The 21,936-nt window shown below is 65.2% G+C and carries 17 protein-coding genes; 9 read left to right on the top strand and 8 right to left on the bottom strand.

Going from position 1 to position 21,936, the window contains the following annotated elements; genetic code table 11:
• Window positions 1–2,286: hypothetical protein (locus NTZ26_01355; protein ID MCX6559137.1), on the bottom strand; the 2,286-nt coding region annotated here is incomplete at its 3' end.
• Between the two features lie 118 nt (window positions 2,287–2,404).
• Here NTZ26_01355 and NTZ26_01350 point away from each other — a divergent pair.
• Together NTZ26_01350 and NTZ26_01345 are read left to right on the top strand one after the other, a co-directional pair.
• Complete coding sequence (locus tag NTZ26_01350; GenBank protein MCX6559136.1) at window positions 2,405–3,526, top strand: YCF48-related protein; 1,122 nt, start codon at window positions 2,405–2,407, stop codon at window positions 3,524–3,526.
• 81 nt (window positions 3,527–3,607) lie between these two features.
• Window positions 3,608–5,395, top strand: a complete 1,788-nt coding sequence (locus tag NTZ26_01345) for a long-chain fatty acid--CoA ligase (protein ID MCX6559135.1) — start codon at window positions 3,608–3,610, stop codon at window positions 5,393–5,395.
• Between the two features lie 49 nt (window positions 5,396–5,444).
• Here the strand turns inward: NTZ26_01345 and NTZ26_01340 are convergent, their stop codons facing one another.
• Window positions 5,445–7,715 (bottom strand): TonB-dependent receptor, encoded by a 2,271-nt coding sequence (locus NTZ26_01340; GenBank protein MCX6559134.1) that lies wholly within the window; start codon window positions 7,713–7,715, stop codon window positions 5,445–5,447.
• Between the two features lie 687 nt (window positions 7,716–8,402).
• On the opposite strand from NTZ26_01340, the gene NTZ26_01335 reads away from it, so the two are divergent.
• Both NTZ26_01335 and NTZ26_01330 read left to right on the top strand, forming a co-directional pair.
• A complete protein-coding gene (locus NTZ26_01335) occupies window positions 8,403–9,035 on the top strand; it encodes a hypothetical protein (GenBank protein MCX6559133.1) in 633 nt (210 codons plus the stop codon).
• Window positions 9,025–9,327: a transcriptional regulator gene (locus NTZ26_01330; protein ID MCX6559132.1), complete on the top strand. Its 303-nt coding sequence runs from the start codon at window positions 9,025–9,027 to the stop codon at window positions 9,325–9,327. The genes NTZ26_01335 and NTZ26_01330 overlap by 11 nt, the downstream gene beginning before the upstream one ends.
• A gap of 32 nt (window positions 9,328–9,359) precedes the next feature.
• Here NTZ26_01330 and NTZ26_01325 read toward each other — a convergent pair whose 3' ends face one another.
• Window positions 9,360–10,196 carry a hypothetical protein gene (locus tag NTZ26_01325; GenBank protein MCX6559131.1) on the bottom strand — a complete coding sequence of 279 codons (837 nt, stop codon included), beginning with the start codon at window positions 10,194–10,196 and terminating at the stop codon, window positions 9,360–9,362.
• Window positions 10,197–10,204: 8 nt separating this feature from the next.
• Entirely contained in the window at window positions 10,205–11,122 is a 918-nt protein-coding gene (locus NTZ26_01320; protein ID MCX6559130.1) for an adenylate/guanylate cyclase domain-containing protein, read from the bottom strand.
• 366 nt (window positions 11,123–11,488) lie between these two features.
• Between NTZ26_01320 and NTZ26_01315 the strand changes: the two genes are divergently transcribed.
• From NTZ26_01315 to NTZ26_01300, 4 genes are read left to right on the top strand one after another with little or no spacing between them, the layout of a single operon-like run.
• Entirely contained in the window at window positions 11,489–12,364 is an 876-nt protein-coding gene (locus tag NTZ26_01315) for an FHA domain-containing protein (protein ID MCX6559129.1), read from the top strand.
• A 23-nt stretch (window positions 12,365–12,387) separates the two neighbouring features.
• Window positions 12,388–13,185, top strand: coding sequence for a protein phosphatase 2C domain-containing protein (locus NTZ26_01310; protein MCX6559128.1), 798 nt, complete (start codon window positions 12,388–12,390; stop codon window positions 13,183–13,185).
• Window positions 13,182–14,933: a protein kinase gene (locus tag NTZ26_01305; protein ID MCX6559127.1), complete on the top strand. Its 1,752-nt coding sequence runs from the start codon at window positions 13,182–13,184 to the stop codon at window positions 14,931–14,933. The genes NTZ26_01310 and NTZ26_01305 overlap by 4 nt, the downstream gene beginning before the upstream one ends.
• A 17-nt stretch (window positions 14,934–14,950) precedes the next feature.
• On the top strand, window positions 14,951–15,292 hold the full coding sequence (locus NTZ26_01300; GenBank protein MCX6559126.1) for an SH3 domain-containing protein: 342 nt from the start codon (window positions 14,951–14,953) through the stop codon (window positions 15,290–15,292).
• Window positions 15,293–15,316: 24 nt separating this feature from the next.
• Here the strand turns inward: NTZ26_01300 and NTZ26_01295 are convergent, their stop codons facing one another.
• Together NTZ26_01295 and NTZ26_01290 are read right to left on the bottom strand one after the other, a co-directional pair.
• Complete coding sequence (locus tag NTZ26_01295; protein MCX6559125.1) at window positions 15,317–16,429, bottom strand: glycosyltransferase family 4 protein; 1,113 nt, start codon at window positions 16,427–16,429, stop codon at window positions 15,317–15,319.
• Window positions 16,410–17,183, bottom strand: a complete 774-nt coding sequence (locus tag NTZ26_01290) for a glycosyltransferase family 2 protein (protein MCX6559124.1) — start codon at window positions 17,181–17,183, stop codon at window positions 16,410–16,412. The genes NTZ26_01295 and NTZ26_01290 overlap by 20 nt, the downstream gene beginning before the upstream one ends.
• 58 nt (window positions 17,184–17,241) lie before the next feature.
• On the opposite strand from NTZ26_01290, the gene NTZ26_01285 reads away from it, so the two are divergent.
• The gene (locus tag NTZ26_01285; GenBank protein MCX6559123.1) at window positions 17,242–18,672 is read left to right on the top strand and encodes an aminotransferase class I/II-fold pyridoxal phosphate-dependent enzyme; all 1,431 of its coding nucleotides are present in this window, start codon (window positions 17,242–17,244) and stop codon (window positions 18,670–18,672) included.
• Between the two features lie 4 nt (window positions 18,673–18,676).
• Here the strand turns inward: NTZ26_01285 and NTZ26_01280 are convergent, their stop codons facing one another.
• On the bottom strand, window positions 18,677–20,230 hold the full coding sequence (locus NTZ26_01280) for a TolC family protein (GenBank protein ID MCX6559122.1): 1,554 nt from the start codon (window positions 20,228–20,230) through the stop codon (window positions 18,677–18,679).
• Between the two features lie 92 nt (window positions 20,231–20,322).
• The gene (locus NTZ26_01275) at window positions 20,323–21,894 is read right to left on the bottom strand and encodes a radical SAM protein (protein ID MCX6559121.1); all 1,572 of its coding nucleotides are present in this window, start codon (window positions 21,892–21,894) and stop codon (window positions 20,323–20,325) included.
• Between the last annotated feature and the right edge of the window lie 42 nt (window positions 21,895–21,936).

The following is a 21,936-nucleotide window of genomic DNA, read 5'->3' as shown; positions in this document are numbered from 1 at the left end:
CCCGTCGGCGATCTCGAAGCGCAGCTTGCCGCCCTCGGTCCGGAACGGGAAAGCGAAGTAGGCCGCCTCGGGGTCCAGCGTCTCCTCTTTCTTAAGCGTGTTGACGAAATCGACCCGCTTGATCCCGTCATAGAGGATGATCTCCTGCTTGATCTCGGGGTGGCGGACGGTCTTGGAGGTCACGACCAGGCTGGAGGCGCCGGGTCCCTGCAAGCCGGGCGCGGCCGAAGCCGCGACGGGCGAATATCTCTTGAACACGGCCCGCTTGGCCATGTCATCCACGGCGGCGCGGCCGCCGACCGGATTCTCGTAGATGAACTGGTTCAGGCCGTAGGACGAGCGCGTGTCGACCAGCTCGGCCCCGGTCTGTTTGTCGACGAGGCTGGAAAGTCCGCCGCTGACCGTGTCGACGACGGCTTTATAGAACTTGTTCTCGATCGTCGTCTTGCCCACGATCGCAGCCGGCGCGGGAGGCGCGGGGGCGACGTCGGGTGTGATGGTATAGACCGCATAGCCCATCGACGGCACCGTGGCCTGGAAGAGCAGGGTCGATTTGTCGACGATCTGGTAGGAGATCTCGGCCCCGCCGGCTTTTTCGAACAATTTGAACTTGCCCTTCTTCTCGACCAGGACGGCCGGAAGGGCTGTCCGAACCATGTCCGTCCGCTCCCAGGACAGCGGGTTGAAGACGGCCAGGGCATAGAGGCCCGGGTTCGGGATGCGGCGGACGATGGCGTCCAAGCCGCGCTTGCCGATGGTGCGGGCGATCTCGCGGGCCGCGTAGGCGTATTCGCCCTTGATCATCCACTGGCCGCGGACGGTCTCCGCCTCGGGCGCGTCGATGGAGCTGGCGGCGCCCCAGGTGTGCTCGTCGTAGAGCATGGTCTGCTCGTAGGCGTCCCGGATCTCGCCGGCCGGGAAGGGGAAGCCCTTGTCCAGCAGGCTCGCCGCCAGCGACCATGTCTCGGCCGCCCCGATCTCGCCGTGGGCCATCCGGTTGAGGCCGGTCTCATAAGAGGTCGAGCCGACGCCGTCCGTCCAGTAGTCGGGCCAGCCCAGCTTGTAGGTGGGGATGACCTTGGCGTAGGCTTTTTCAAAGTCGGTAAAGTACTCGCTCATCGTGGCCAGCCGGAGCTTCGGATAGGCCCAGCGGGCGTTCCATTCCCTGACCCGGTCGGACAGCTCCTTTTTGGGCGGGCAGTTGTCGGTGACATAGCCGCTGACGTGGAAGGCGATCTGGTTGTAGGGGAAATCGCCGCGCCCCTGGAGCTTGGTCAGATAGTCGACGATCTTGGGAAAGCTCTTCTCGATCCCCTCATGGACCAGGAGGTCGTAGTTGACGAAAAGGTAGTGCTCGCCGTTCCAGTGCAGAATCTTGCTGCCATCGGGCGACTCCCAGTAGAACGGGTTGGGCCGGCGCAGCGGCGCCCGCGATCGCGTCTCGTTGATGCCGGTGGTGAACCAGCGCACCCCGACCTGGCTCAGGATCTGCGGCGCCGCCCAGCTGAAGCCGGTAACGTCGTTGTTCATGGCCGAGCGCAGGGGGAAGCCGTAGGTCCGGCTCAATTCGCGGGCCAGGCCGACGGACCGGACGAGCTCCTCGTGGCTGAACCCGTCGGATTGGTTGAGGTACCAGGCCGAAAGCTCGACCCGCCCCGACTTGAGCAGCTTGACCAGCTCTTCGACCTTGGCCGGGGGCCGGGTCTTGAGGAAGTTCTCCAGGGCCCAGGCCACTTCAATATTCCAGCGGAACTTGGCCTCCTCGGGATAGCCCTCGGTGGCCTTACAGAACTCGATGACCGAGTCGAGGTATTCAACGTGGTTCTTGGCCACCCGGGTCTGTAGATCGGTGTAGCCGATGTCGGTGTGGCTGTGGGGCAGGAGGGAGAGCGTCCACTTGCGCTGCGGCACGAGGGCTACGGCCTTGGAGACCTTGACCTTCCCGGCCGTCACGGCGAAGGTCGCCTGGACCGGCTTGAGGATCTCGGGAATATTCACCGAGACCAGATTCCGGCCCGCGGTCAGATTGCCGATCCCGAACGACAGCTCCTTGGCCAGCCCCTTGACAGTGATTGTGGCCGACGCTTGGGACGCGGCGGACTCGATGACCAGCTCGATGCGCTGCTTGAGGACGCCGCCTTCCTGGACGAAGAGGATGGTCGGCTTGACCTCGAGCCGCAGCGGGTCAGCCGGCGCACAAGCCAAGGGCACGGCGGGGATCATCAGAGCAGCTAAAAAGAGCAGGACGACCAAGGACCGGAAGCCGGAGGCGCGGAATGAAGGCATGACTCTCTCCTTTTCGGGCGCGAAGCGCTTTCAATCTAGCACAAAAGCCCGCTCCCGATAAAATCCCCTGTTGCCGGCCCCGCGACTTCGGATACAATGAACCCGCAAGGAGTCTCTCATGATGCCGACCACCCCGCTCCGCCCCCGCCCGAATTTCCCGCTCCGATGCGCGCTCGCCGTCCTGGTCTTGTCGCTGGCGGCGATGGCTTCGATGAAGGCTCCCGAAGCTGTTCCCGTGAATCGGCAAGCCCGCGCCCCGATCCTGGCCTGGGAGCTGCAGGACAGCGGCGTCTCGGCGGGGCTGCGCGGTGTCGCGGCCGTCGACGCGGTCACAGCTTGGGCCTCCGGGTCCGAAGGCACCGTCCTGCGGACCGTGGACGGCGGCCGGACCTGGGCCCGCAAGAAGGTGCCCGGCGCGGAAGGGGTCGATTTCCGGGACATCGAGGCTTTCGACGCCCAGACGGCCGTAGTCATGGGCATCGCCAAGCCGGCCCGCATCTTCCGAACCGCCGACGGCGGCGAGACCTGGACCGAGGTCTATCACGACAACGCCAGCGGCATCTTCCTGGACGGCATCGACTTCTCCGGGCCGCTTGACGGCTGGGCGGTCGGCGACCCGATCGGCGGCCGCATCTTCGTGCTGACCACGTCCGACGGAGGCAAGACCTGGGTCAAGCCCTCGTCCGTGCGGCGGCCCTATGCCAAGAAATCCGAAGGGCTGTTCGCTGCCGGCGGGACGTGCATCGAGGCCAAAAGCCCGACCGAAGTCCGTTTCTGCAGCGGCGGCCTGATCTCCCGCATCTTCCACACGGCCGACGGCGGGCGGAATTGGGCGATTACGGATTCGCCCCTCCTCAAAGGCGAGCCCTCGTTCGGCACCTATGCCATCGCCTTCCGCAACGAGCGCGACGGCATCGCGGTCGGCGGCGATTACCGCGACGAGCCCGCGGCCGAGAAAAACGCCGCCTTTTCGATGGACGGCGGCGCGTCGTGGACGGTCGTCAACGACCGCAAGCCGGATGGCTTCCGCGAGTGCGTCGCTTTCGTCCCCGGCGCGACGACCTCCATGGCCATCACGGTCGGCCCCTCGGGTTCGGATTTCACGCTTGACGGCGGCCGCTCCTGGACGCCGATCCCCGGCCCGATGGGTTTTCACGCCCTGTCCTTCGCCCCGGACGGTACGGCGGGTTGGGCCGTCGGCAAGGGCGGGATTGTCGCCCGCATCCGTTTGGGCCGCTGACCCGGACCCCAATGGGGAAGCGTTTTCCTCAGCCGCCAATCCTTGTATAATCCCCCTGCAGACGAAGAAGGGAGCGCAAACATGTCAGAATATGTGACGACACTCGGCCGGCTCTTTCTCAACACCTGCCGGACCTACGCCAAGCCCGAGCTCCTCAAGGGCAAAGCGGACGGTTCCTGGTATGCGCTCTCGACCGATGAATTCGGCCGCCGGATCCGCCGCCTGTCGCTCGGGCTGCGCGCCCTGGGCTTGAAGCCCGGGGACAAGGTCGCCCTGCTGGCCGAGAGCGGACCCGACTGGGTCATCTCCGACTTCGCCATTCTCTGCTCCGGCGGAGTGACGGTCCCCATCTTCCCGACCCTCCCGGCCGAGCAGATCCGCTACATCGTCCACGATTCCGAGGCCAGGATGATTTTGGCCGCAGGAGGCGTCTTGTGGGAGAAGGTCACCGCCATCCGCGAGCAGCTCCCGCTCGTGGAAAAGACGATCTTCCTGGGCCGGGAAGCTGCGCCCGGCGGAATGCCGGTGGCCGATGTCGCGGCCCTCGGTGAAAAGTCCGAGGCGGCGGATCCCGGCGCGTTCGAACGGATGGCGGAAGCCATCCGGCCGGACGACCTGGCCTCGCTCATTTACACATCGGGCACGACCGGGGTGCCGAAAGGCGTCATGCTGACGCATGAGAATTTTGTCAGCAACGTCCATGGCTTGGACGAGCATGAAAGCTTCAGCCAGGACGACGTGATCCTTTCCTTCCTGCCCTTATCCCACGTCCTGGAGAGAACCGGCTCCTTCCTCTTCCTGTTCAAGGGCTGCACCATTGCCTTCGCCGAGAACGTCGCCGCCGTGGCCGAGAACATGATCGAAATCCGGCCGACCATGATGGTCAGCGTGCCGCGCCTCTTCGAGAAGATCTACGCCCGGGTCATGGATCAGGTCCGGGCCGGCTCGGCCCTTAAAAAGAGGATCTTCTTCTGGGGCATCCGGACCGGCAAGGCCGCCGCCGCCCTGACCATCGCCGGCCGCCCGTTGCCGCGCGGCCTGGCTTTCCGGCTGGGGCTGGCCCGCAAGCTCGTCTTCCACAAGATCCTGGCCAAGACCGGCGGCCGCTTCCGCTTCTTGGTCTGCGGCGGAGCGCCGCTGGCGGCCGACATCGTCGAATTCTTCTACGCCGTCGGCCTGATCATCCTGGCCGGCTACGGGCTGACGGAAACCGCCCCCGTCCTGGCCGCCAACAACCCCTGGAAGTACCGAATCGGGACGGTCGGCACGGTCCTGCCCGGCGTGACCCTGCGCATCGCCGAGGACGGCGAGATCCTGGCCCAGGGGCCGAACATCATGCGGGGCTACTACAAGAACGAGGCCGCCACCCGCGAAGTCATGGCCGGGGGATGGCTTCATACCGGCGATCTCGGCCGCATGGACGAGGAAGGCTACCTGACCATCACCGACCGCAAGAAGGACCTGATCATCACCTCGGGCGGCAAGAACGTCGCCCCCCAGCCCATCGAGAGCCGCATCCTGGCCAACCGGTTTTTCTCCAGCGTCGTCGTGGTCGGCGCCGAGCGCAAGTTCATCGCCGCGCTGGTCGTGCCCGAGTTCGCCCGTCTGGAGGAATACGCCCGGGAGAAGGGCATCGAGTTCCGCGACCGGGCCGACCTATGCCGCAAGGAGGAGATCGCCGCCTTCCTGAAGGGGCAGATCGACGAGGCCACGCCCGACCTGGCCGCCTACGAGCGGATTAAAAAGATCGCCGTCCTGGATAAGGACTTCGAGATCGGCGAGGACGAGGTCACGCCGACGCTCAAGATCAAGCGCAACATCGTGGAGAAGAAATACAAGGACCAGATCGACGCCCTCTACGCCGAGTGAAGGCGGAGGCCGAGCCCTTAGGGCCGCCAAAGGGCCGGCGGTGCCCCGCTCACAAGCCGACCGTGAGCGAAAGATCCAGACTGCGGCCCTTGCGCCGCAAGAGCGGCAGATCGAAAAACTCCCGGTAGGACGCGTCAAAGACATTGTCCAGCGACAGCCGCAGGGCCCACGTCCGGCCGATCCGCCATCCGGCCGCCAGATCGGCCGTGAGCCAGGCCGACGCCGGGAGATCCCCGGCCGAAGTCCGGCCCTCGGCTACGGCGCCCCGCAGATCGAGTCCCAGCCAGCCCGTGCCGGCCAGCGTCCGGCGCAGGCTCAATCGACCTTGCAGCGGCGGCAAATCGTCCAGGACTTCGTCGTTGCCGTGGACGGCCGCACCGAGAGCGGTGACCGCGGCGGAGACGGTCCAGCCCTTTTTCCAGGCCAGGGCGGCCTCGGCTTCCAACCCATAAATCTCGGCCCGGCCGGCATTGGCGAAGACGCCGGTGCGATTGCCGGTAGGCTGGTCCCATTTGATGACGATCAGGTCGCGAAACCGGTTGACGAAACCGGCCAGCGAACCCTCGACCCACAGGGGACCGGGCGTCTCCGTACGGAATTTGAGGACCAGGTCGGCATTCAGGCTGTGCTCGGGCTTGAGGTCGGGATTCCCGATGTTGATCCCCTGCGGGGTCTGGCCCACGAAATAGCGGTCCTTGGGCGTCGGTAGCCGGAAGGCGGTGCCGATGTTCGCGCCCAGCCTCAGCCCGGAGCCGATCTTGTAGAGAAGGCCCAGATTTCCGTTCAATTCGGGATCGAAGCGGCGGAGCTGAACGCCGTCCGGGAATTCGGCCCGCTCGGAAGCCCCGTCCATCCTGGCTCCGAAGATGAAGTCCCAGCGCGGAGCGGCGGCCCAGGTGCCTTGGGCGAACAAGCCGACATCCCGCGTCGCCGCCAAAGGCACTTCATTAAGCGAAGCCGACGAGAAGGGCGCTGACTGGCCCGTCAGGTAGATGTTCTTCACCCCGGTGATGCGCTGGTTTTCCTGGAAATATCCGTCCAGCCCGATGAACACGATGGCGCGCTGGACCGGAGAAAGTCCGGCCCGCAGGAAGACGCCGTAGTCGTCTTCGCCCAAGTCGCGCAGGCTCTGCACCGTCCGCGGCCCGGTCAGCGTCCGGAAATCTGCGGCCAGGCTGAACAGTCCGCGCGAGAGCTTGGCTTCCAAGGAGTTGAGAAACGGGCCGTTGGGCCGCCATTCGTAGGACAGCGCCGCAACCTCATTGCTTTCGGACGGGTGGCGGTTGACGATTGCGGGATCACCGCTGGCTTTGCCGATGTCGGTTCCGTCGGTGCGCAGGTAGAGGATCTCGAGGTGATGGCCGGCCGCCGGCCGGAACTCGCCCTTGGCCAGGAAGGAGGCCAGTCGGAACCCGGATTGGGGCAGGACCGCCCCCCCTCCCATCCGATAGTCTTCCTCGACCGTGCGGCCGCAGGAAACGAGGAAGGCGGCCTTCCGCGTCCCGGCTTCCAGATGGAACGCACCGTCGGAGCCGTTGGCGGCCGACTGATAGCCGGCCGTGGCCCCGCCGCGGATCGAGAGCCCGGACTCGGAGAAAGCCGGGCGGAGGGTGTCGACCTGAAGAACGCCGGCCATGGCGTCGTGACCGTAGACGGTCGAGAAGGGCCCCTTGACGACCTCCACGTCCTCGACTGCGAAGGGATGGACGAAGCCGAGATGCCCACCGACCGTTCGTATGGAAGCGGTCCGAACGCCATCGACGAGAAGAACGAGCCGGTTGCGGGCCAGGCCGCGCAGGGACGGGGCGGAATGGAACCCCCCGCCCACAAACGAAATGCCGGGTACGTCAGCGACGGCTTCATTCAGGGCCTCGATTCCGCCGTCCAGCAGGCGGTCCCGCGATACGGTCCGGCCGGCGTAAGGCAGCTCGAAGGCCGTTCGGTCCAGACCCGCCGCTTCGACCACGACCTCCTCCGCGGGCAGAAAGGCGGACGGATCGGCGGTCAGGCGGATGATGAGGCCGGACCCGGAAGCCGTCTTGACGATCGCCTCGGCGAACCCGGTCTTGCGGAAGACAAGGACGGATTCCGAAGGAGCGGGAATCTCGAGGCGGAAACGGCCGTCCGCATCCGAGGTCACGGCCGAGCCCCCGGCCGCCTCGGTCCCGCGGACGGTGATCAACACACCCACGATCGGCCGGCCGGAAGCCGCGGAGACGACCCGGCCCGAAACGATCTCCGCCGCCGACAGAGAGGCCGGTCCGATGAGGAAGACGGCGGCAGCCAGGAGCGCGGCCGACACGAGGCCGGCTTGGACCATCCTCGATGCTCGCGGGGCTGCCGCTTCATAGGGACCTCGGGCCGCGAGGAAACGACGGCGGCGCGCTCCGCAGGGATTAAACGATCTATAGACAAAGGCCGTATGGGCCATACCGTCTCCTTCTTTTTGTGGAGAATCTGGGGGGCCGGAGATCGGACCCGCGCCCCGGGCGGAACGCCGGCGGCGTCTGCCTCCATCGGAGCTCGGGGAATCCTCGCTTCGCGCGTCCGTGGAGTCGCAAGGGAGGCCGCGGCGTATCGGGACAGGACGGTCCAGAGTAGCAGAATCCACGCCGGTCGGCAATCCGATTTCCGGACTTCGGGCTGCCAACGATAAAAATCGGCCGTGACGAAATTTCCCCCACCCGGGTCCGCCCGGCGGCCATGAACGCCATCGGGCCCCGGATCAGCGGGTCTTCTCATCCTTCAAGAACCGGCCCGGATCCGCCAGGCGCGTTTTCGACAGAACGACCGTTTCGCCGGTATTATTGTCGAAGGAGTCCGCAAAAACCCAGTTCCAGACGATGCGCGGTCCCTCGGCGCGGGCCTTGAAGACGCGGCCGGACTGTGGCCCCGCGGTTTGGACGGCCTACCTGTCAAGCCGCCCGTCCCGGCTTGACAAACCCGGATTTGGAATTATAATACAGACAGGTTTGTATGACAGACCACATTCAAGAAGGATGCGACCATGAACGACGACTTCAAGACCATCGAGCGGCGGACAATCCGCCATTTCTATGAGGACGGGCTGACCGAGCTGGTGATCGGGGCGATCCTCTTCCTGTGGGGCGGATTCTTCTATCTCCGGCCGGGCCGCAAAGGCGAGGCCGGTTATTCCCTGAGCGACACCGCGTTTTTTCTCGTCATCATCCTGGCCGTCCTTCTCGCCACATATCTCCTCCGCTTCCTCAAGCGCCGCATCACCTACCCCCGAGCCGGTTATGTCTCATACCCCAAGAAAGATCGGCCGGGCCGCCAGCGGCTCGCGGCCGTGAGCGGCGGGATCATCGCCGCCCTTCTCTCCGCGTTGACCGCCTCTTCGCCGTCGGCCAGGGCCTGGTATCCCGCCATCGACGGATTTCTCATCGGCATTGCCTTTCTGGTGCTGGCCGCCAAGCTCGGAGCGCTGCGGTTCCACATCCTGGCCGTCGTCTCGGCAGCTCTAGGCACAGGCATCGCCGCCGCCGGAATCGTCTACATCCGCGGCGTCATCCTGTACGGAGCCCTCATGGGCGCCGCCCTGACCCTGTCCGGCGCCGTCACGCTGGCCCGTTTCCTGCACCGGAACAAGCCCGCCGGGGAGGACGCCGTTGAGCGCTGATCTGCGGGACCTGGCCGATCTCGACCGGGTCATCCACGAGCCGGCCCGGCTGATCATCGCCACCATCCTCTCGGTGGCCGAGAGCGCCGACTTCCTCTATCTCCAGCGCGAGACCGGCCTGACCAAGGGGAATCTCTCGTTCCACCTGGCCAAGCTCGAGGAGGCCGGGTATGTCGCGATCGAGAAGACCTACAAGGGCAAGATCCCGTTGACGCTCGTCCGCCTGACGCCCGACGGCCTCAAAGCTTACAAAATCTACCGGGCCCGCTTCAAGCGATTGTTCGGAGGGTAGCTTCTCATCCCCGAATCGCACTGACCAGAGCGCTAACTCCGCCGGAGGACATAGAAAGCCCGCTCGCCGAAGATGAAATCCTCCAGGACATAGCCGGCTTTGAAATAGTGCCCGAAAACGGCCCGAACGGCTTTCTGCCAGGCCGCGATGAGCCCCCCGCGGCCCTTGAGGTCGCGGATGGCCCGCGGAATCTCGACCAGCAGGGCTGGCTCGGTGCGGGCGAAATCGGGCCGGCGCGGGGTGATCACGGGATAAACTCCGACCGGCCTCTGGGCCAACGCCCTCGGGAACGCCTCGGGATCAAGCCGAGCCCGGGAAGACGCCGCCAGGTCGCTGACCCGTTTCGTCGACAGGAGCCACTCGACAAGGAGCCGGTCCGTGGCCACACCCGGCTCGAGAGTCAGTGAAGGCACGGACCCATAGAAATCGTCCAGGTATGTGCGGCCTACCGCTCCCAAAGTATGAAGGTTGAGATTGGCGTTGCGGGCCTGGAGAGGGTCGTAAGTCCAAGTAATGAGGTTGGTGCCGCGGGCCAAGGCCTCGTCGCGCTGGGCCCATTTGAGGGTCTTGCCCAGGCCGAAGCCCTGGAACTCGGACAGGACGGCCAGGTGGTGGGAATGCTGGATGTTCCGGCCGCCGTAGACGGCGGGGTAGGAATAGACGTAGCCGGCCGCGACGCCGTCGACGAAGGCGCCGAGCAGAATCCCGCCCATGTGGACCGAGACGCGAAGCTGATGGGGCGGCGTGATCTCCAGGTCGGATCGGTTCCAGACGCGGCGCTGGATCGCAACACAGGCCTCTAAATCGGCCGGCGTTCGCAAGGGCCGGATCTTGACCGAGGCCGCGGGACCGGGCCGGGAAGCTCCCATGCCGCCGATCACTCCACCTGAAGGCTGAAGGCCTCGGGGCTGACGGCCTTGCCCTTGAGCGGAACCTTGCCCATCGACACGAACGGGAACTTTTCGCCCAGGCCGCGGACGAGATCGGCCCCGACGACGATCGGGACCTTCTTAACCTTGCAAACGCTTTCCAGGCGGAAGGCCAGGGTGACGGCATCGCCTACGATCGTGGCATCCCGCTGGGTGACGCCCATGGTGCCGCTCGAGACCAGGCCTTGATTGATCCCCACCCCGATGCGAAAGGCGAACTCCGGGTGGTCGGGCACCTGGATCGCGGCCGCCTGCCGGTGGAGAGCCCGGGCCGCGTCCACGGCGCTCGCCGAGGCCACGGTCGGGGCCCGCTCCTCCTGGATCCAATAGGCCATGACGGTATCGCCGACGAACTTATCCACGACGCCTTTGTGGTTGGAAATGATCTCGGACGCCTGGCAGAACCAGGAGCCGAGAAAGCGGGCCAGCCGGTCCGGGGGCAGCAGCTCCCCGATCCTGGTGAAATGGCGGATGCCGCTGACCAGGACGACCATGGTTCGCAAGTGCACGGCCACTTGCGTCTTCTCCAGATGGAGGCCGGTGATATGCCGCTGTTCGTCCGGGGAAGGGCCCGGCAGCTCGAACAGCAGGTCGGACTCGCCGACCTTGATGCGATCGCCGTTGCGGAGAAGGGCCGGCGCGACCACCAGCTTGTCGTTGAGGAAGGTGCCGTTGGCCGAGCCGAGGTCGACCAGGTAATACTCCTGCTCGCCCTGCAGGCGGATCATCGCGTGCTGGCGCGAGGCGGCGGCGTCCGCCTCAAGGCGGATCTGATTGCCGGAGGAGCGGCCGATGCCCGTCGTGTTGCCCAACTCGAAAACGGCCGCAGCGCTCCCCGAAGCCTCGAGCTTGATCTTCCCTCCCATGGGCTTGATTTTCCGTCTTTCGCTCCCGGCTGTCAAACGACGCCATATCGTCCTCGACAGGGCAGGCGACGCCGATGTCAGCGCCTCATCACCATTGATTCTTAGGTCCCCACGCCCTACCCAAGGGGCAGGTCTCGGGACGACAAACAAAAGCCTCCGTCATCGCAAGGGTCGCAGTTCTCGTTATGACTAGCGCCGATGCTTCATCGCCCTCATTTCATATCTTAGGTCCCCACGCCCCGCCCAAAGGGCAGGGCTCGGGACGACAAGCAAAAGCTTCCGTCATCGCGAGGATCGCAACCTGCTCAAATTGACAAACCCGGGCTTTGCGGATAGCATGAATCCGCTCCGATTGGAGAACGACTGATGAGGAACGCCCGGCTGTCTTTTCCCCGCTGGATAGCGGCCTCCGGCCTGCTCATCTTCGCCGCCTCCGCATTTGCCCAAGACATCTATGTCCTGGATCTTCTGAACCGACCGGAGCGGTTCCTCAACACTTCGGTGACGGTCGTCGGCCAGGTCCAGGCCCTCCAGACGGGCTCCGGCGGGGGCCCGCGGGGGACCTATACGATCGTCGATGACAGCACCCCGTCGCCCCTGACCATCCGGACCGAAAAGCTGCCTAAGATCGGCAAGGTCTATCGGATCACCGGAACGCTCCTGGCCGACCCGGCCCGGGCAAACGCCCCGACTTTGAAGGAGGAGAAGCGCTCCCCCCTGGGCTCGTCGCTCACCTCGTCCGTGCTGATCGCGGCCGGAGCGGCTCTGGCGGTGCTGTTCGTCATTCTCGTCATCCTTTGGCTCAAGCCTCGCCGCCGGGCGGAGTCGGCGCCAAGCGTCCGACCGGTTGGGCCGGACATGTCGAAGACCATCCGCGTCCCGCCGCCCCCTCCGGCCGAAAGTGCTGACGGCGGGAAAACGCAGGTCTACCGGAACCTGGGGGCCGCCCTGATCCTGGAAAGCGGTCCCGACAAGGGCCGGGAATACCCGCTCCACCTGATGAAGACGCTCATCGGGCGTCCCGGAGGCCGGCTCAACGACATCGAGATCGCGGACCGCACAGTCTCCAAGGAACAGGCCGCCCTTCACTACGATACCGCGACAAAGGAATTCACCCTGGTCAACGAGAGCGCCACGAACCCGACCCTGCTCGACGGCGCCGAGCTGAGCGGCCCGACCGTTCTCAAAGCCGGAGCGGCGATCAGCGTGGGCAAAGTCGTGCTCCGGTTCAAGGTCGGGTGAGAGGCGCGAGGGGGGAACGAGCGGTGCGCCTCGAAATTGAAGCCTTCGGCCGGACGGACATCGGGCGGAAGCGCGATCACAACGAGGATGATTTTCTCTGCCTCGATCTTCGCGGCCGCTCCGCCGGTTCGGATTATGACTGGCTGCTGGCCGTCGCCGACGGCATCGGCGGCCACGTCGGCGGCGCCCAAGCCTCAGCCGCTGCGGTCCGGGTCCTGAAAGAGGCCTTTACGCCGGACGGCGCGGCCGGCTCCCCCCGGGACGTCCTGTTCGCGGCCTGCCGAGCCGCCAACGCCGAGATCTTCCGGACGGCCGCCGGCATCCCCGGATCGGCCGGCATGGGCACGACCCTGGTCGCCGCCCTGATCCGGCCCGACCGCGCCTTCATCGCCAATGTCGGCGACAGCCGCGCCTACGTAGTCCGGGACAGGACGCTCTATCAGCTCACCAAGGATCATTCCTGGATCGCCGAGCAGAGAGCCATCGGCGACCTGAGCGAAGCGGACATCGAGCGATCTCCGTTCCGGCGGATGGTCACCCGTTCGCTGGGGTACGAGGACAAGGTTCAGGTCGACGGCTTCGAGGTCGACCTGGAGAGCGGCGACGCGCTGCTGCTTTGCAGCGACGGGCTTTACGGCCCGGTGCCGGAGCGGGTTATGGGCCGAGTTTTCCGCAAGTCCGCGGACCTGCCGTGGATCTGCGAGCGGCTCGTCCGCCTGGCCAACCGGCGGGGCGGGCCAGACAACATCACCGCCGTGGCAGCCCGCGTCCGCCCGACCGGCCGTCCGCGAAAAGCGGTCCGGGAACGAGGAGAAGGATGACCGAACAGCGGATCGGAAAATACGAGATCATCGGCGAGATCGGTCGCGGCGCCATGGGCGTCGTGTACAAGGCCCGCGACCCGCTCATCGACCGCATCGTGGCCCTTAAAACCATCCGCTTCGACATGTACGCCCAACCCGACCAGCGCGATGAGGCCCAGAAGCGGTTCCTGCGCGAAGCCAAGTCCGCCGGCCAGCTCTCCCACCCCCACATCGCGACCATCTACGAGGTGGGCGAGGACCAGGGCCAGGCCTTCATCGCCATGGAGTACATCGAAGGCCGCAGCCTGGAAGCCTGGCTGGCCGACAAGCGCCGCTGGTCGGTCGAGGAAGCCGTTCGATTTATCATCGAAGTGGCCGAGGCCCTGGACTCGACCCACAAGAAGAACATCATCCACCGCGACATCAAGCCCGGCAACATCCTGGTCGACGCCGAGGGCCATCCCCATCTGGTGGATTTCGGCATCGCCCGCATCCCGGCCTCGACTCTGACCCAGACCACCGCGGTCCTGGGCACGCCGTTCTACATGGCACCCGAACAGGTCGCGGCGCGCAAGATCGACCATCGGGTGGATATCTTCGCCCTGGGCGCCATCTTCTACGAGATGCTGACCCTGGAGAAGCCGTTCACCGGCGACAACCTGACTACAATTATCTACAAGATCATGAACGAGGAGCCGATCCCGCTGCGCCAGTTCAAGGGCAATCTGCCGGCGGCGCTCGACCCGATCGTCCGCAAGCTCTTGGCCAAGGACCCGGACGCCCGCTATCAGTCCTGCCGGGCCCTGGCCAACGACCTGATCCGTTTCGCCGACGAAGCCGGATTCGATGTCGGCCGCCGCCCCCAGCCCGAGACCTCTCTGACCGAGACCAAGAAGCTGAAGCGCCCGGCCGAGGCCGTCAAGCCGGCGGCGGATACACCCTCGCGCAAGCCGCTGATCATCGTCGGCGTAGCCATGGCCGCCGTCGTCGTCATCGCCGGCGGCATCCTGCTTCTGACCCGCAACAACGGGCGGCTGCCCGGCCAAAAGCCGGAGAGCCCCGCCGTCTCCGGGCCGGTCGAGCCGGGGAGGCAGGAAGCGGCGGCCAAGCCCGATCCGAAAAGCGGCGCGAAAGGCCAGGCCCAGATCCAGGCCGGCGGAACCACTCCCCCGCCCGCCTCCAAGGAAGAGCCCGCGCCGGCCCGAAAACAGGCACCGGCCCAAAAACAGGCACCGACCCAAAAACAGGCACCGGCCCAAATACAGGCGCCGGCCGCATCGAACGCCGCCACGAACGCGGTAAAAACGGACCCAGGCAATCCGGCCGCGAAGCCCGGCGAAGTCAAGGAACCGAGCCCAAGTCCCGCTGCGGCCGAGGCCCTAGCCAGGGACATCGCCCTGCGCACCGCCGAAGCGGACATTAAGACGCTCCTGGCGGCTTATCTGGACGGCCTGAAAAAAGGCAAGGAGGCGGCCTTCTACCAAGCCAACGCCTCGGCCGCCCTCACCGACCGCCTCAAGCGCAACCTCGAGCTGATGGATAAGGTGTACGACAAGCTCGAAGGCGCGGCGGGCGATCTCAAGCTCGACACGCGCAGCGCCCAATCTCCCCGCTTCATCGTGCGGGCGAGCTTCCCGCACACGATCACCGGCCGGACCCGCTCCAATTGGAAGCGCGAGACGATCTTCCAAGGGAGCTACACCTGGACCTTGGAGAAAGACGGGCCGCGTTGGATCATCTCCGACCTGGCCTTCGAAGCCAAATGAACCGAAAAGGAGCCGCCATGAACGCCAAATTAAAAGCCGCCCCGGCCTTCCTCCTCGCGGCCGTTCTCCTGATCGCCGCCTGCGGCCCAAAGCGCTACTATGACTGGTCTGAACGCGCCCCGGTCAAAATCAGGGTCAAGACGACGACGGCGGTCCTCCGCTTGAGCGCCTCCCTCAAAGGCGAAGTGGTCGTAGACAAGGTGGCCAAGGGAACGGTCTTCGAGGTCGTCCGCAAGACGGGCGCCTGGTACGAAGTCCGGCATCGGTCGGAGATCGGCGTCCTGCTGACCGCCTATATCAGCGAATCCGACGTTGATCCGATCGCGGCGGAAGCCGCGCCGCCGGTCAAGCGCACTTAAGGAATCAAGGGGGGGGCGCCGGCCTCAGGGGCCGAGCTTGACCATCTTGCGGTAAGCGATGCGCTTGTAAAGCGCAATCGTCTTACGGGCCATGGCCAAAGACGAGAACCGCTCGTGGACGACCTGGCGGCCCCGTTCGCCGAACCGGCGGGCCAGCTCGGGATCCTTGTAAATCGCGTAGATGGCCTCGGCCAGCGCCCGCGGGCTGCGGGGCAAAACGAGAAGCCCGGTCTCGTCGTGCAGGACCACCTCGGGGATGCCGCCGACCTGAGTGGCCACGACGGGCAGCCGGCTGGCCATGGCATCCATGATCGGGCCGCCCTGGCCCTCCCGTTCGGAGGACACGACAAAGACGTCCAGCGAAGCCAGAATGCGGGGCGCGTCTTGATGAAAGCCCAGGAAAAAGACCAAGTCGCCGGCGCCTAGGTCGCGGGCCTGCTTATCCTGAGCCAGCTCGAGCGGGCCCCGGCCGAGGATGATGAGCTTGATTTTCGGCGCGCGCGCCTTGAGCATCCTGGCCGCCTCAATCAGGTAGCCATAGCCCTTGCTGTCCTCTAAAGTGGCCTCGATCCCGGCCAGAAAGTCGTCGGGCGAAAACCCGAACTCGCGACGCAGGAGGCCCCGGTCTTCAACGCCGTCGAAGGCCCCGAAATTGAGCCCGGAGGGAATGACCTCGATCTTGTCCGGGGCGATGCCGCCATGGATCAGGACGTCGCGGACGCGCTCGGAGACGGCCACGATGAGGTCCACGTCCTGGGTGAACTTGCGCTTGGAAAAGAATCCCGTCCGCAGCCGGGTGACAGCCTGACGCGAGACGGCCCTGATCGGCACTTTGGCCCGGGCGCAGACAGCGCCGCCGGAGGAGACGGCGCGGGCCCCGTGGAAATGGGCCAGGACGCAGTGATGCTTGCGCATGGCTCGCGACAGCTTGTAGGCGGCGCCGATTTCGTCGTCCCCCTTCATTTTGATCGGCAGGACGGGCAAGCCCTCGGCCTCGGCTTTCGCGTGCAGGGGCGAGCCGGGGTGGACGACCAGGCAAACGGCAAAGCCCTGCTCGACGAGTTCGCGGGTCAGCAGGAAAGATTGGCGCTCCTCGCCGCCCCATTCCCGGCCGGCGTCAATCTGGAAAAGGCTCAATGCGCTCTCCTTTTTTCCAAATCTCCCCCAGCTTGGCGTAGCGGACGAAGATCGAATAGCCGTTGAGGACAGAGACGACGATTCCGGCGAAACCGTCAAGGAAGCCGCGCTTCAGGACATAGGCTTTCAGAAAACGACCAAAGGGGAAGAGGAGCAGGTGAGGCCAGCGGCACTTCTTGCCCTGGGCATAGAGCTTTTGGGCGCCCAGGTCGGCAAATTTGTCGATGCGGGCCAGGTGGTCTCCGATGTTGCGGTAGGTAAAGTGATGGATGGGGTTCTTGAAAGTCCGGATCTCGCCCGAGACGGCCAGCTTTTCGTGGACATACTCCCCTTCCCAGGCGGCCGCATCCTTGCGGAACAAGCGGACCTTGCGGTCGGGGTACCAGCCGCAATGGCGGATCCAGCGGCCGAGGTAAAAGACGAGACGGGGCATGGAAAACCCGGCGCAGGAGGGCTCGTCGCTCCGGAGAGCCAGAATCTCCGTCCGCAGGCCGTCCGAAATCCGCTCATCGGCATCGAGGGAGAGGATCCAGGGATGGGAAGCCAGGCCATCGGCGAAGTTTTTCTGGTCGGAATAGTTCGTCCACTTGCGGGTCACCACCTTGTCGGTGAAGGCCCGGGCCAGCTTGACGGTCCGATCGCCGCTGAAGCTGTCGACGACGACGATCTCGTCGACGATCCCGCTCAGGCTCCGGAGCGCGGCCTCGATGTTCGCCTCTTCGTTGAAGGTGATCAGGACGGCGGAGATTCTCACGGCTTGAAAGTATCACAGGCCGCGCATTTTACGCAACATCGAGCTATACTAGCGGCTCATGCCCGCCTATGAAGACCAGCTCCAGGCCGCCTTCGATCCCGAAGCATTCCGGGTTGAAGGCAAGCGCGTCGTCGATATCCTGGCCGACCACCTGGCCGCCTCCAACCCGGACGGGCGCCCCAAGGTCCTGGCGTACGAAGACCCCGAAGCAATGTTGGCCTCCTGGGCGGACCGCTTCGGTCGGACGCCTTCGAAGCCGTTCCCGGAGCTTCTGCCCGAGATTCTGGCCCGTTCCAACGATCTTCTCCATCCCCGCTTCGTCGGCCATCAATGCACCACAGCCCTGCCCCTGGCGGCTTTGGCCGGATTCGCCGGCCAGTTCTTGAACAACGGAACCGCCGTGTATGAGATGGGCCCGGTCAACACGGCCATGGAGAGGCATCTCGTCCGCTGGATGGCCGGGCTGGCGGGATGGGGGCCGGACGCGGACGGCGTCCTGACGAGCGGCGGCTCGATCGGCAACCTGACGGCCCTTCTGGCGGCCCGTCAATGGGCGGCCGAGAGCGATGTCTGGCGGGACGGCGTTGGGGACGATCGAGGCGCAGTCCTCGTCTCGGAGCAATGCCATTACAGCGTCCGGCGGGCGGTCGCCGTGATGGGCTTGGGCGAAAATGCGGCCGTTCCCGTGGCCGTCGACGAGCGCTTTCACATGACCGCGGCCGGGCTGGAAAAGGCGTGGAGCGAAGCCGACCGGCGGGGCCGCCGGCCGTTCGCGGTGGTGGCCAACGGCTGCTCCACGGCCACCGGCAGCTACGACGATTTGACGATGGTCGGCGAATTCGCGGCCCGGCGCGGGCTGTGGTTCCACGTCGATGGGGCCCACGGCGCGGGCGCCTTGCTCACGGAAAAATATCGGCACCTGTTAAAGGGTTTAGAGCGGGCCGATTCCTTCATCTGGGACGCCCATAAAAACATGCTTATGCCGGCCTTGATCACCGCCGTGCTGTTCCGGGATGGCCGCCGCTCCTACGAAGCCTTCTCCCAGAAAGCCTCCTATCTGTTTGAGAGGGATGCGCGCGAAGAGTGGTTCAATTTCGCCCACCGCACCCTTGAGTGCACCAAGACGATGATGGGCATGCGCCTGTTCGTCTCGCTGGCCGCCTACGGGACGGACTTCTTCGCCGGTTATGTCACGGCGATGTGGGACTTGGCCCGCGCGTTCGCCGCCCAGCTGCGGCGGGCGGGCGATTTCGAGGTCGCCGTCGAGCCGGAAAGCAACATCGTCTGCTTCCGCCATCTCAGGCCTGATGAAAAAGACGCGAGCGCCCTGCAGCGCCGCATCCGCCGCGCCTTGCTCGAGCGGGGGACGTTCTACGTCGTCCAAACCGAGCTGGCCGGGAATTTGTGGCTCCGCTGCACCCTGATCAATCCGCGGACGACAGCGGCCGATCTCGGCGCCCTGATCGACGAGATCCGCTCGCTGGCCTGACGCCTCAGCCGCCGATCTTGAAGCTGCGCTTTTCCAGGTTGATTCCCGCGGCTTTCTCCAGACGCTCCACCGACAGAACGTAATCGATCTTGGACTTAAGCTCGAGGGACTGGGCGTTGGCCAGCTTCTCCTGATAATCCAAGACGAAGTAGTTCGTGGACAGGCCGACGGCCAGCTTTTTGACCTCGGCCTCCAGGCTCTTCTCGGCCAGCTCGCGGGCCAGCTTATAAGCCTCGGCCCGCTTGGCGTTGGCCTCGATGGACCGCACGGCGTCGCTGATCTCCAACTCGGCCTGCTGCTCGGAAGCCTGCAGGCGGACCTGGCTCTGGCTCAAGTCGGCTCGGGCATAGGTCAGCTCGGCACGGGTCATGAACGTGCTCAGCGGGACGGTCAGGGTCAGCCCCACGTTCCAGTTGCTGTAGAGCATCTTGAAGGCGTCGCGGAGGGCGTCGGAGGCTTGGCCCGGTACCTTGCCGATGACCGTGCCGCCGAAGAAATCGTTGCCGTCATAGAGCAGCCGATCGCCCGAGATGCCGGGGCTCCAGTAGGACAGGGTCAGGTCCAGGCCGGGCAGCATCTGGTTGCGGGCCACGGCCATGGCCAGCTCCTTGGTCTCGATCGTCTTGCGCAAGATGGCCAGGTCGGGCCGCTTTTCCCGAGCCGCGGCCAGGGCCGAGTCCAAGGAGGGCTTGGCCTCGGCGGCGGCGGCGGGACGGTCGGTCGGGACGAGCCGGAATTTCTGCCCGCCGCCCTCGACCGCCAGGTTGAGCATGGACTTGAGAACCTCTTCGCTACGGGTGATCAGGAATTCGGCCTGGATCAGATCGGCCTCGCGCTGGGCCACCGCGGCCTCGGCGTTGAGGATCTCCAGCGGGGCCAATTGGCCGAACTCGACTTCCTTGCGGTTCTTGGCCAACAGGTCTTTCCCGAGCTGGAGCGACTTTTCCTTGACCTTGAAGCTCTCCACGGCGAAGACAAGGTTCCAATACCCTTCCTGGACCAGGTAGACCGTCTCGATCATGGTGTTGCGGAGCTGGCTGTCGGCGATCTCGACACCGGCCTGGGCCTGGGTGATCTGGCGGCGGGCCACCTTGGGGCCGAAGTTCTTGAGCAGAGGCTGGGTGAAGTCCATCTGCAGGGTGCTGCCGTAGCGGGGGTTGATCAGCTGAAAGGCCTGGTTGGTCTCGGACCTGTAGTTTTGCAGGGACAAGGAAAAGGATCCGCCCGTGGGGATGGCTTCGACGACCGAAACGGCGTAATTGGCCATGCGGTCGATGTTCGTGCCGGAGCCGGACAGCCACCAGTAGGAGGGGTTTTCGTTTCGGTTGTTGCCGTAAGTCATCTTGAGGCTGGGAAGAAAGGCCTCCCGGGCTCGGTCGAGGGAATGCCCGGCCAGCTCGGGGGTGAACATCTCCACGGCCACGTTGAGGTTGTTCTTCAGGGCCTTGGCGATGGCCTCCTCAAGGGTCAGGTTCATGGCCGGCCGCTCTTGGGAGGCGGCGGTCGAGGCGAAAATCAGGACGGCCAGCACGGCCGCGATTGTCGTTTTCCGGATCATGGTCTTCCTCCTGGGTCCGGGGGCGGCCGAAGAACGCGCACGCCTCCCTAAGGGCATGGATTCATACGAAAAACGCCGGCCTCGGGTTTAAATCAAGCCAGGAGGCTGATTTCGTAAACAGCCAGCCCGAGGCGGCGGGGATCGCCGACGCCGGGGGCGAAAGTGGGCGAAAGAAGATCGATCCGGTAGAGCCGTCCCGGCTGAAAGTCGAACGCGGCCCGGAACTCGACGGCCAACCCTTTCCGGCCCCGGAATTCGAAAACGGGACCGAGCCCGAACGCTATGGCCTGCTCATCGTAAGTCCGGATCTCCAGCTTGAAGGCCGTGTCATCGGGGAAGGTCGACAGAAAGCGGAGACGAAGCGCTTTGGCCGGAATTCGGGCCAACGCGTAGGCCCACGCCTCGCCCTTGGTCCAGCTCCCTCCCCGGCCATGCAAGGCAGACTCATGCGGCCACCAGCCTCGGCCGAGCTTATCCACCTTCTGCTCGGTCCCGAGGAGCGGCGCGGCATCGAAGACGAAGAGGTTGCCTTTGCAGCGGCGGCAGACCGGCTCGATCATGGCGTCGGCCCGCAGCGCCGCCCGCCTCTCTCCACCCAGGAAGTCCGCGATGGGTGTGGAGGCGATGCCGCCCAGATGCATCTCGCCTTCGTAGTCGAGGCAGCAGAGGACATAGGTCCCGTCGGCCAGCAGCCCGAAGCTTTCCGTCATCGGGCAGGCCCAGGGTCCGGGATTCTCCTCGACATAGAAAACCGTGCCTGGGGGGAGCGCCCGCCGCAGGAAAGCCTCGTCGCGGGTCCACAGCTCGAACGACTTGAAGACAAGGAGCGTATGGGGCATGACCATATAGCCCCAGAAGACCTCGTCTTTCAGGCGGTGAAAATCCGCGGGCAGGGCCTTTCGCGAGACGGCGATCTTCGTCCCAATCTGGTCCTTGTAGAGGGATTCGATCCGGGACTTCTCGCCGGCATAAGCCTCCGGGTAAGTCCGCCTCATCCGCCGGCCGAAGGCTTCAAGCCGCCGCAGGGTCTTCCGAATCCAGCGGCGCTCGGCCTTCTCGTCGGCGAAATTGGGCCAGAGCCGCAGGGGAATATCGCTTTGGATGGTCGGGTCATGGGCCACGACATAGCTCGATGCGATGTGGATCTCCAGCCGGGTGCCGCTGGCCAGCCGGAACTTGTCCTCGATGACCTCGAAGACGAGCCCGAAGAACTCATCGAACGGCATCCGCGGGTAGCCCCGCATCCGATAGGCTTCGGAAGTCGCGGTCTGAAGGCTCAAGGCCAGGGTCAGGTTGGAGTGGCGCAGAAGCTCGCGCCGAACCTGCGGATCGGTCAGGAGGGTCATGTTGGTGATGAGCGTGACGAGATGGCCGTCCCGCTCCAGCCGGTCGAGGAGGGGAAAAACGGCTTTGTTGAGGAGCGGCTCGCCCAGCACATTGAGCAGGATGGGCGGGCGCATATCGAGAGCGTGAAGCTGGTCGAGAAAGCGATCCGCGACGGATGCGGCCAGCGTCCCTTTCTCCCGCCGCAGGATGTCGGACGGGCAGAATTCGCAGTGCATGTTGCAATGGCTGGTCAGCTCGAGAAAGACGGTCCGCGGCGCATCCACGGCCGGATTATACCCGATTTCCGTCGGCTTGACTTTATGAGTACTCTCATCCATCATCCCCGCATGAGCCGCTTACACCGTTTTCATAAAAACGGT

The organism is Candidatus Aminicenantes bacterium (assembly GCA_026393855.1).
Taxonomy (GTDB): Bacteria; Acidobacteriota; Aminicenantia; order Aminicenantales; family UBA4085; genus UBA4085.
Note: the sequence above shows the minus strand (reverse complement) of the source record. Positions and strands in the feature narration are given on the sequence as shown.